The sequence below is a fragment of the Nocardioides sp. CF8 genome (assembly GCF_000389985.1).
Lineage (GTDB): Bacteria > Actinomycetota > Actinomycetes > Propionibacteriales > Nocardioidaceae > Nocardioides > Nocardioides allogilvus.
Genome location: NZ_CM001852.1, coordinates 229,575 through 239,786 on the forward strand (window position 1 = coordinate 229,575; position 10,212 = coordinate 239,786).

The 10,212-nt window shown below is 69.1% G+C and carries 11 protein-coding genes; 4 read left to right on the forward strand and 7 right to left on the reverse strand.

The annotated features are described in order from the left end of the window. The 7 genes from CF8_RS01135 to CF8_RS01165 all read right to left on the reverse strand — a co-directional run. On the reverse strand, positions 1-1,395 hold a 1,395-nt coding region (locus CF8_RS01135; protein ID WP_036489949.1), incomplete at its 3' end, for an acetate--CoA ligase. Positions 1,396-1,549: 154 nt separating this feature from the next. Beyond that, positions 1,550-3,157: a solute symporter family protein gene (locus CF8_RS01140; RefSeq protein WP_036489951.1), complete on the reverse strand. Its 1,608-nt coding sequence runs from the start codon at positions 3,155-3,157 to the stop codon at positions 1,550-1,552. Next, positions 3,157-3,522, reverse strand: coding sequence for a DUF485 domain-containing protein (locus CF8_RS01145; protein WP_036489953.1), 366 nt, complete (start codon positions 3,520-3,522; stop codon positions 3,157-3,159). Before CF8_RS01145 ends, CF8_RS01140 begins: the two co-directional genes overlap by 1 nt. 134 nt (positions 3,523-3,656) lie before the next feature. Next, a complete protein-coding gene (locus tag CF8_RS01150) occupies positions 3,657-5,180 on the reverse strand; it encodes a sodium/solute symporter (protein WP_010831306.1) in 1,524 nt (507 codons plus the stop codon). Then, positions 5,177-5,545 (reverse strand): hypothetical protein, encoded by a 369-nt coding sequence (locus CF8_RS01155; protein WP_010831307.1) that lies wholly within the window; start codon positions 5,543-5,545, stop codon positions 5,177-5,179. The genes CF8_RS01150 and CF8_RS01155 overlap by 4 nt, the downstream gene beginning before the upstream one ends. Then, a complete protein-coding gene (locus CF8_RS01160) occupies positions 5,542-6,255 on the reverse strand; it encodes a LytR/AlgR family response regulator transcription factor (protein ID WP_198016925.1) in 714 nt (237 codons plus the stop codon). Before CF8_RS01160 ends, CF8_RS01155 begins: the two co-directional genes overlap by 4 nt. Further along, positions 6,252-7,370, reverse strand: a complete 1,119-nt coding sequence (locus CF8_RS01165; RefSeq protein WP_010831309.1) for a sensor histidine kinase — start codon at positions 7,368-7,370, stop codon at positions 6,252-6,254. The genes CF8_RS01160 and CF8_RS01165 overlap by 4 nt, the downstream gene beginning before the upstream one ends. 210 nt (positions 7,371-7,580) lie before the next feature. Between CF8_RS01165 and CF8_RS01170 the strand changes: the two genes are divergently transcribed. The 4 genes from CF8_RS01170 to CF8_RS01185 are packed head-to-tail and all read left to right on the forward strand — an operon-like array spanning position 7,581 to position 10,181. Then, the gene (locus CF8_RS01170) at positions 7,581-8,198 is read left to right on the forward strand and encodes a hypothetical protein (RefSeq protein ID WP_156887120.1); all 618 of its coding nucleotides are present in this window, start codon (positions 7,581-7,583) and stop codon (positions 8,196-8,198) included. A 15-nt stretch (positions 8,199-8,213) separates the two neighbouring features. Then, positions 8,214-8,573: a hypothetical protein gene (locus tag CF8_RS01175; protein ID WP_010831311.1), complete on the forward strand. Its 360-nt coding sequence runs from the start codon at positions 8,214-8,216 to the stop codon at positions 8,571-8,573. Further along, positions 8,573-9,781, forward strand: coding sequence for a hypothetical protein (locus tag CF8_RS01180; RefSeq protein WP_010831312.1), 1,209 nt, complete (start codon positions 8,573-8,575; stop codon positions 9,779-9,781). Before CF8_RS01175 ends, CF8_RS01180 begins: the two co-directional genes overlap by 1 nt. Before the next feature lies 1 nt (position 9,782). Then, on the forward strand, positions 9,783-10,181 hold the full coding sequence (locus CF8_RS01185; RefSeq protein WP_010831313.1) for a hypothetical protein: 399 nt from the start codon (positions 9,783-9,785) through the stop codon (positions 10,179-10,181). Positions 10,182-10,212 lie beyond the last annotated feature (31 nt).

A 10,212-nucleotide genomic window follows, 5' to 3' on the forward strand; every position in this document is an offset into this window, starting at 1 on the left:
GTTGCCGACGGACTCGGCCTCGTCGTTGACGACGTCGATCGAGATGCCGGGCAGGGCCTTCATCGCCGAGCCGGGCTTGCCGGCGGTCACGCCCGGCAGCGGGCTGATCATGATCTGCCCGGTCTCGGTCTGCCACCAGGTGTCGACGATCGGGGTCCGGTCGCCGCCGATGTTCTTGCGGTACCAGATGTAGGCCTCGGGGTTGATGGACTCACCCACCGAGCCCAGCAGGCGGATCGACGACAGGTCGTGCTGGGCGGGGATGTCGTCGCCCCACTTCATGAACGTCCGGATCGCGGTGGGCGCGGTGTAGAAGATCGTGACGCCGTACTTCGCGATGATCTCCCACCAGCGGCCCTTGTGCGGGGCGTCGGGAGTGCCTTCGTACATCACCTGCGTCGCGCCGTTGGCGAGCGGTCCGTAGACCATGTAGGAGTGGCCGGTCACCCAGCCGACGTCGGCGGTGCACCAGTAGACGTCGTCGTCCTTGAGGTCGAAGACCGCCCAGTGCGTGTAGGACGTGCCGGTGAGGTAGCCGCCGGTCGTGTGCAGGATGCCCTTGGGGGTGCCGGTCGTGCCGGAGGTGTACATGACGTAGAGCGGGTGCTCGGAGTCGTGCATCGGCGCGTCGTGCTCGGCCGACGCGGCGTCCACGACGTCGTGCCACCACACGTCGCGGGTGTCGTCCCACGCGATGTCCTGACCGGTGCGGCGGACGACGACGACGTGCTCGACGCCGCTCTCCCCGCCACTGGCGGCGACCTTGGCCACGGCCTCGTCCACGGCCGGCTTCAGCGCGCTCGGTGCACCGCGGCGGTAGCCGCCGTCGGCGGTGAGGATGACCTTCGCCCCGCAGTCGATCACGCGCGAGGCGAGCGCGTCGGCGGAGAAGCCGCCGAAGACCACGGTGTGCGGGGCACCGAGGCGGGCGCAGGCCAGCATCGCGACCACGACCTCGGGGATCATCGGCATGTAGATCGCGACCCGGTCGCCCTTCTGCACGCCGAGCTCGGTGAGCGCGTTGGCGGCGCGGCAGACCTGGTCCATCAGGTCGGCGTAGGTGATGTCGCGGGTGTCGTCCTCGGGCTCGCCGACCCAGTGGAGGGCGACCTTGTCGCCGTTGCCGGCGTCGACGTGGCGGTCCACGCAGTTGACGGCCGCGTTGAGGGTGCCACCCACGAACCACTTCGCGAACGGCGGGTTGGACCAGTCGAGGACCTGGTCCCACCGCTGGCCCCAGTCGAGGCGTTCGGCGGCCTCGCCCCAGAAGGCCTCCCGGTCGGAGGCGGCCCGGTCGTAGGCCTCCTCCTTGACGTTGGCGTCGGCAGCGAGGTCGGCCGGCGGCTCGAAGCGGCGCTCCTCGGTGCTGAGGTTCTCGAGGGTCTGGTCGGCCATGACATCTCCTGTGGTTCTGTGCGTCGGCAGTCGGTGTTGAAACTACTCGGGCGCCGCGACTGCGACCACCCGTCGTTCAGGCAGGTCCAGCGCCGGGTCGAGCGATGAGGTGACGGCGTCCGCCAGGAGCTCACCACTCGACCCGGTGAGTGGATCAGTGGTGTACGGCGCTCTCGGCGCCGGCACCGGTGAGCGCGCGGACCTCGAGCTCGGTGAAGCGGTCCTCCGCCTCGGGCTCACGGCTGGTGATGGTGCCGATGTAGCCGAGCAGGAACCCGAGCGGGATGGACACGATGCCCGGGTTGTTGAGCGGGAAGATCGCCCAGTCCGCGTCGGGGAACATCGACGTGGGCAGCCCCGACATGACCGGGGACAGCACCACCAGGCCCACGGCGGAGATGAGACCGCCGTAGATGCTCCACGTGGCGCCGCGGGTGTTGAAGCGCCGCCAGAACATGTTGTAGATGATCGCCGGCAGGTTGGCCGACGCAGCGACCGCGAAGGCCAGCGCGACCAGGAAGGCGATGTTGAGCCGCTGGGCCGGGATGGACAGCACGATCGCGATCGCGCCGATCGCGAAGGCCGCGATGCGCGCCACCCTGACCTCCTCCTTCTCGGAGACGGGCTGGTCCTTCTTGAAGACCCCCTTGTAGAGGTCGTGCGCCACCGAGGAGGACGACGCGAGGGTCAGCCCGGCGACCACGGCGAGGATGGTCGCGAACGCGACCGCCGCGATCAGGGCCAGCAGGATCGCGCCACCGGTGGACCCCTCGCCACCGCCGACGGCCTCGGCGAGCAGCGGCGAGGCGAGGTTCTGGTTGCCACCCGCTGCCGGGTCGACCACGTCGCGGTCGAGCATGGCCGCCGCGCCGAAGCCCAGCACCAGCGTCATCAGGTAGAAGGCACCGATCAGGCCGATCGCCCACAGCACCGACTTCCGGGCGTCCCTGGCGGTCGGCACGGTGTAGAAGCGGATCAGGATGTGCGGCAGCCCCGCCGTACCGAGCACGAGCGCCAGGCCGAGCGACAGGAAGTCGATCTGCGAGGTCAAGGTGCTGCCGTACTGCAGGCCGGGCTGGAGGAACGCGTCGCCCTTGCCGGAGTTCTCCGCGGCCGCGCCGAGCAGCGAGGAGAGGTTGAAGTTGAACTCCGCGAGCACCAGCACCACGATCAGCGCCGAGCCGAGCATCAGCAGGACGGCCTTGGTGATCTGGACGTAGGTCGTGCCCTTCATGCCACCGACGGTGACGTAGAAGATCATCAGCACGCCGACGCCGATGATGGTGATGTTCTTGATCGCCTGGCTGTCGACGCCGAGCAGCAGCGCGACGAGCGTGCCCGCGCCGACCATCTGGGCGAGCAGGTAGAAGATCGACACGACGACGGTCGAGAGCGACGCCGCCGTACGCACCTTGCGCTGGTTCATCCGGAAGGCGAGCTGGTCGGCCATCGTGTAGCGACCGGCGTTGCGCAGCATCTCGGCGACGAGCAGCAGTGCCACCAGCCACGCGACCAGGAAGCCGATGGAGTAGAGGAAGCCGTCGTAGCCGTAGACCGCGATGGCGCCGGAGATGCCGAGGAACGACGCGGCCGACATGTAGTCGCCGCCGATCGCGAGACCGTTCTGGAAGCCCGAGAAGGAGCGACCGCCCGAGTAGAAGTCGGCGGCCGTCTTGGTCTGGCGGCTGGCCCAGAAGGTGATCCCGATCGTCAGCGCGACGACGGACAGGAAGAGGAAGGTGGTCAACGCTTGGTCGCTCATCACTGGCCACGCTTTCCGTCGGTGCCAACCTCGTCGGTGTAGGCCTGCTCGAGGCCACGGGCCAGCGGGTCGAGCTGGCTGGTCGAGAAGCGGCTGTAGAAGTAGGCCAGCCCGAACGTCGTCACGAACTGCAGCAGCCCGAAGACGAGGGCGACGTTGATGTTGCCGACGAGCTTCGTGCTCATGAAGTCGCCGGCCCAGTTCGACATCACGACGTAGAGCAGGTACCACGCCAGGAACGCGACGGTCGCGGGGATGACGAAGCCGCGATAGCGACTGCGCAGTTGTTCGAACTCGGCTGTCGCGGCGAGCCGGTCGTACACCGGATCGTGGCGCGCAGCCTGGTCATGGGGTGTCTCGGACACGACGGTCTCCTTCGCGTGGATGTGATCACCGTCACCGTGGCACTGGCCGCGGGGGCGACGGCAGAGTGACGTGCGAGTACGTCGCCGGATGGCGTGCGCGCGTCGGCGAACGGTCGTCTGGGCGCGACGAACGGTCAGGTGCGCTGGAGGTCCACGGACTCCGGCGTGTGCAGCCGGACCATGAACCGACCCGCGTGCGTCGGCACCCGGCTGCGGGTCGCGCGGCTCACCAGCACCATCGTGGCGAGGGCCGCGGGCACGCTCCAGGCCGCCGGCTGCCCGAGGAGCACGGCGACCCACCCCGTGGTCTCGGACGTCACCAGCGTCCAGCCGACCGCGAGACCGGACCCGACCCCGCCGACCACGAGCCCGGCGATCGCCCCGGCGGCCGTCAGCCCGCGCCACCAGATCCCGAGGAGCAGCAGCGGGCAGAACGTCGAGGCGGCGACCGCGAACGCGAGCCCGACCGTGCGGGCCACACCGACGTCGGGCGCGGCGATCGAGACCCAGGCGGGCACGACGACCGCGATCACCGCGCCGGCCCGGAAGGCGGCGATGCCGGAGAGGCGATGGGTGCCGAACCGGCGTCCCGTCACGTCCTGGGAGAGCACCCCGGCGACCGCAATGGAGAGCCCGCTGGAGGTGGAGAGGAAGGCGGCGAAGGCGCCCGCGGTGACCAGCCCGGTCAGCACCTCGCCGAGGATGCCGTCGACCATCAGCCGCGGCAGCTCGAGGACCAGCGCGTCCGAGCCGGCCGTCGCGAGGTCCGTGGCATAGATGCGGCCGAGGGCGCCGTACACCGGGGGCAGGAGGTAGAACGCGCCGAGCAGGGCGAGCACGACGAGGGTCGTACGGCGGGCCGCGCGGCCGTCGGGGTTGGTGTAGAACCGCACGACCACGTGGGGGAGGCCCATGGTGCCGAGGAACGTCGCGACGATCAGCGAGTAGGTGACGTAGAGGCCCTGGGCGCCGCCCTCCCCGAGAGGCAGGGACCAGTAGTCGGCGCCCGCCCCGGCACCCATCGTCGGGTTGGGGGCGCCGTCGCCGGCCCACACCGCCAGCAGCACGCAGGCGGGGAGGAGCAGCGCGGTGAGCTTGAGCCAGTACTGGAAGGCCTGCACGAAGGTGATCGAGCGCATCCCGCCCGAGCCGACATTGATCAGCACGACGGCGGCGACCACGAGCGGGCCGACCCAGGTGGGCGCGTCGATCGCGGCCTGCAGCGTCAGCCCGGCACCCTGGAACTGCGGCAGGAGGTAGAGCCAGCCGATGGCGACGACCAGCACCGAGCAGAGCGCTCGCACGCCGCGCGAGCCGAGCCGCGCCTCCGCGAAGTCGGGCAGCGTGTAGGCCCCGCTGCGGCGCAACGGAGCGGCCACCAGCACGAGCAGGACGAGGTAGCCCGCCGTCCAGCCGACGGGGTACCAGAGCATGTCGGCACCGAAGGTGAGGACCAGGCCGGCGACCCCGAGGAACGACGCGGCGGAGAGGTATTCGCCGCCGATGGCGCTCGCGTTGAGCCCCGGCCGGACCGTGCGCGAGGCGACGAAGAAGTCGCTCGTGGTCCGCGAGAACCGCAGCCCCCACGTGCCGATGGCCAAGGTGGCGACGGTGACGAGGACGACCGCGACGAAGCCCGGGACGACCTCGGTGCTCATCGCTCCACCTCTTCGACGAGCGTGGCGAAGTCGCGCTCGTTGGCCTCCGAGCGGCGGATGTAGAGCCAGCCGAGCGTCAGCATCCAGGGATAGACGAGGAAGCCGAGCAGCAGCCACGACAACGGCATCGGCCCGAGCCGCACCTCCGCGAGCCCGGGCACGAGGTGGAAGGCGAGCGGCAGGATCCCGACGGTTGCCGCGAGCAGTCCGAGGATGCGCAGCGCGAGGCGCAGCTGCTCGCGCAGCAGCGACTCCATGTAGAGGCGACCGAGCTCGGTGCCGGCGTCGATCTCGCGGGTGCCCGAGCGATGCGTGGTCGGTGCCCGGCGCCGGGGCGGGCCGGTGACCCGGACGCGTTCCCTCACGGTTGCTGGCGGGTCAGGAGCTCGCGCAGCTCGCGGGTGTGGCGGCGACTGACCGGCAGCTCCCGGCCGCCGACCACGACGCTGGCCCGCCCGGAGTCGACCCGCAGCTCGGAGACGTGGGCCAGCGCGACGAGGAGCGAGCGGTGGATCCGGACGAAGCCTGCCTGGGCCCAGTCGTCGGCCAGGGTCGACAGCGGCGTACGCACCAAATGGGAGTCGTGGGCCGTGTGCAGGCGCGCGTAGTCGCCCTGCGCCTCGACGTGGGTGACCTCGCTGCGGGAGATGAAGCGGGTGACGCCCCCTCGCTCGACCGGGATCTGGGTGTCGCCGCTCGGGACGGGGGCGGTCGCGGCCACGATGCGGCGCACGGCCTCGGCGAGGCGCTCCTCGCGCACCGGCTTGAGGACGTAGTCGACGGCGTGCAGGTCGAAGGCCTCCACCGCGTGCTCGTCGTGGGCCGTGACGAAGACGATCGGCGGCGGCGCCTTGAACCGGGAGAGGACCTGCGCCAGGTCGAGCCCGGTGAGGCCGGGCATCTGGATGTCGAGGAAGACCGCGTCGACGACGAGGTCCTGCAGCACCCGCAGGGCCTCGGTCGCGGAGTCGCACCCCTGCACGCGGCCGACCCGCGGGTCGCGCTCGAGCAGGAACATCAGCTCGTCGAGCGCGGGCCGCTCGTCATCGATGACGAGCACGTTCAAGGGGCTCACAGCTGCACTCCGGGGGCGAACTTGGGGACCCGGACGATGACCTTGGTGCCGGCGCCGGGGGCCGTCTCGACCACCAGACCGTAGTCGTCGCCGAAGGCGTTGCGCAGCCGCGCGTCGACATTGCCGAGTCCGACGGAGTCCATCGAGGCGTCGCCGGCCAGGGCGCGCCGGACCCGCTCGGGGTCCTCGCCGGTGCCGTCGTCCTCGACCTCGATGAGGCACTCCTGGTCGAGGTCACGCGCCGTGATCGAGAGCCGACCGACCCCGTCGGCCTTGTCGGCGCTGGCCTCGAGCCCGTGGCGAACGGCGTTCTCGACGAGCGGCTGGATGCACAGGAAGGGTACGGCGACGGGCAGCACCTCCGGCGCGATCCGCAGCGTCACCTTGAGCCGGTCACCGAAGCGGGCCTGCTCCAGCAGCAGGTAGCGCTCGACGGAACGGAGCTCCTCGGCCAGCGTCGTGTAGTCGCCGTGGCTGCGGAAGGAGTAGCGGGTGAAGTCGGCGAACTCGAGCAGCAGCTCGCGCGCCCGGTCGGGGTCGGTGCGCACGAAGCTGGCGATCGCACCGAGCGAGTTGTAGATGAAGTGCGGGCTGATCTGCGCGCGCAGGGCCCGCACCTCCGCCTCCATCAGGGCGGTGCGGGAGTCGTCGAGTCGAGCCAGCTCGAGCTGGCCGGAGACCCAGGCGGCGACCTCGTTGGCGGCGCGCACGAGGCTGCCGGTCGCGTTGGGCGCGCCGACGACGAGCGCGCCGACGATCACCTCCTCGACGACCAGCGGGCTGATGACGAGCTGGCGGACCGGGCAGCGCGGGTCGCTGCACTCGATGGTCGCGGCGATCCGGGTCGGCGCGCCGTCGGACAGGTCAGCGATGACCTGGGTGGTCTCGGCGACGTGGTGGTGGCCCAGGCCCTCCCAGGCGAGCACGCCGCTGGTGTCGGTCAGGGCCGCTGCGGGCGTGCCGAGGAGGGTCCGCAGGTGTCGCACGCTGCGCTCGGCGCTGGCCTCGGTGAGGCCCTCGCGCAGGGCCGGTGCCGCCAGCGAGGCGGTGTGAAGGGTGCGGAACGTGGCGCGGTCGGCCTCCGTGCCCAGGTGAGTACGCCGCCACCGTCGCATGCGGTGACCCTAGCGACTGAGCACGTGGGTGCAGAGCAGAGCCGTCGCCCGGTCGAAGATCGCGTCGAGCTCCTCGCCGTACTCGCTGTAGACCTCGTCGGTGAAGACCGAACTCGGGCTGTCGACCGGGAAAGCCTTGGAGCCTCATCGCTCGGGGCACCCCAGGCTTTCGAAGTTTGAACGGCGCGCAGCGTGGGGAAGGTGCCTGTCATGCGACGACTGATGCCTATGTGCGCCGCCCTCCTTGTCACCGTTCTTGCTGCGGGATGCACCGATGACTCCGACGAGACGTCGGACCCCGACAGCACCTCAGCGCCGAGCCAGGCACCGTCCTCGGAAACGTCGTCGGACGACCTGTCCGAGTCGGCCGCCGAGGGACCCGTCGCAGGTGCCGGAGCCGCTCTGTCGCCCGACAAGCCCAAGCAGTGGTGCAACGCGATCACCGCTGACCAACTGGCCGCGGTCACGGGCACCGAGGTTGCCGCGGTCACGGACTGGTCCACGGGCATCCAGGCGTGCGGCGCCGATCTTCCCGGGGTCGAGTTCCAGATCACCTGGGGATCGGAGCCGACCAAGCAGTCGTTCACGAAGTACGCAGAGACCTGGAACCACCCCGCCGATGCCTTTGCAGTCCGTGACGCTGAGTTGCCGGGCGGAAAGCCTGGCCTCGTGGCCACCCAGCCGGTTCCCGAGGCCGGCCACGCAGGCACGGTGATCGGCGGGCGGCTGATCGAAGTGTCCGTGTCCGAGGTGATTCCCGACGACATGAAGTCTGTCGACGACCTGGGTGCAATCGCCGAACAGATCCTCGCGGTCTACGCGAGCTGAGCAGGAAGAGCCGACATGGGTGATGGAGACAGCACCACGAACGACGCCGTCGCGTTGGTGATCAGGTGGGATGACCTGCCGAAGTACTTCGAGGATCTGAAGACGGCGGGGGACCAGGCGCGCGAGATCGAGAAATATGCGAAGGACCAGGTCTTCGACAAGTCCGGCTTCGACTACGACCTGTGCGTGCTGAAACCGTTGGCCGACATGATGGACACGTGCGGCGAACTCTTCGGAGACCTCCGCGAGACCTTCGACGAGCGCTGGGAAGCGCTCGTCGCATCGTTGGCGGTGTCGGCCAAGGAAATCGAGGAGGCCGACGGCATTCAGGGGCAGGGCTACCTGAAGGCGTATCTCGACGTGGTGGAGAGCTGATGGCGGCACGGTTGGGTGACCTCAAGGAGCTGTCCGACATTCTCGTCGAGCCTCCAGAGGGAAAGCAGCAACTGAAGGGCCACGACAAGACCTACGGCGAGATCCGCGACGGCTTCGACTCCGTCCGCGACAAGTGCAACACCGGGATCGACAAGGTGAACGGCTGGCTGTCGGACGCCGGTCGCAGCGAGCGACTGCCGCGGCTGACCGAGAAGAGCCTTGACGAGTATGTCGTGTTCCCGTTGTCGGGGAACTACTACCGAATCCAGCAGAACGACGCTGCGTGCAAGACCCTGAAGAAGGGGATGGACGCCTGGGGCGACAACTTCGGGACCTTGGCGCTCACCTCCACGCTCGCCTTCAAGGGCGAGACCAACCTCGCCTTCGCCGGGCAGTTGGCTGCCTACAAGTTGGTGATGTCGGGCGTCGGCAGCGCGGTCTCCTCCGGATCGATCGTCTTCAACTCGATCGCCAAGGTGTCGGAGAAGATCGCGATCCAGGTCGAGAAAATGCTCATCGAGATGGGCAAGAAGCTTCTCAAGCTGGCGAAGGTCGTGGGCAAGCGCTTCCTGGGTGGCTGGGCCTCAGCCGCACTACTGATCAAGGATCTGGCCCAACACGGCCTGTCCGTGATCACCGACGTGGTCGACGACGTGAAGTGGTGCATCGCCACGATCGACAAGTGCTTCGAGCTCAAGGCAGAGATCGAGACGTGGGCGCAGACCCAGGCCGATCGCCTCGACGCCTTCAAGAAGGTCACCGACATGGTCAAGCAGCTGCCGACGGTGGCTCTCGGCTCACCGCTGAGTGACATCAAGGCTCCTGACCTGAGCGACGTGTCCGACAACCTCACTGATGTGAAGCCCGACTTCAGTGAGAGCGAGGAGGGCAAGGCCGCGGAGGAGGCGATCGACGACAAGAGCGACGACCTCGTCAACAACAGCGGATATGTCCACCCCTCGTGGGCCGAGGCGTGTGTGACACCCCCGCCAGGCATGGCACACCTGCCCTACATTCCCGGCGACCCGTCGCTGAACGTGCCGCGCAACCCGATCACCGGACAGGTCGACTACTCCCAGAACTGGCTGGATGCGCCGGAGCCGGGCGTGTCCAGCAAGCGCTACTACGAAATGTATGAGACCTGGCGCAAGTCATTGCCCTCCCCCCTGTATGCGCCACCCGCCGAGGGAAAGCCGAGAGGCGCCTGACATGGACATGTACGACGCCTCCACCCCGCAACCACCCCGCGCGGAGATGGGCGAACTCCTGCGGAACATGGCGGCGGACGACTCCGAGCGCCGGATGCTGGGCTTCCTCGAGGAGATCGACGTGGCTCTCGAGGAGAGTCGCGTCCGCGAACGTGAGGAGGGGTTGGACCCCTCGCTAGCAGCGACTCTCCACGCCATCACCGGTCGCGACGCCGCACCCGTGGAGTACCGATCGCTCAATCGCCGCGTGCGTGAAGGAGTGCTGTCCTGGGAGGACTTCTGGTTCGCCCCCGAGGAGCACGCGGGTGGTCACCGGCTGATCAACGAGGCGATGAAGCTCGCGGGCGTCGAGCTGGGCGGCATCTTCAGCAAGCTGGACGAGGAGGAGCCGCCCGACTAGGGCTTAAGGATCACGGGTTGGGGTGACACCC

What these genes read in the sequence shown, in the direction of transcription:
- CF8_RS01175 (WP_010831311.1), top strand. Translation starts at nt 8,214, where the DNA reads ATGGGTGATGGAGACAGCACCACGAACGACGCCGTCGCGTTGGTGATC.
- CF8_RS01140 (WP_036489951.1), bottom strand. Translation starts at nt 3,157, where the DNA reads ATGAGCGACCAAGCGTTGACCACCTTCCTCTTCCTGTCCGTCGTCGCG.
- CF8_RS01170 (WP_156887120.1), top strand. Translation starts at nt 7,581, where the DNA reads ATGCGACGACTGATGCCTATGTGCGCCGCCCTCCTTGTCACCGTTCTT.
- CF8_RS01180 (WP_010831312.1), top strand. Translation starts at nt 8,573, where the DNA reads ATGGCGGCACGGTTGGGTGACCTCAAGGAGCTGTCCGACATTCTCGTC.
- CF8_RS01185 (WP_010831313.1), top strand. Translation starts at nt 9,783, where the DNA reads ATGGACATGTACGACGCCTCCACCCCGCAACCACCCCGCGCGGAGATG.
- CF8_RS01150 (WP_010831306.1), bottom strand. Translation starts at nt 5,180, where the DNA reads ATGAGCACCGAGGTCGTCCCGGGCTTCGTCGCGGTCGTCCTCGTCACC.
- CF8_RS01165 (WP_010831309.1), bottom strand. Translation starts at nt 7,370, where the DNA reads ATGCGACGGTGGCGGCGTACTCACCTGGGCACGGAGGCCGACCGCGCC.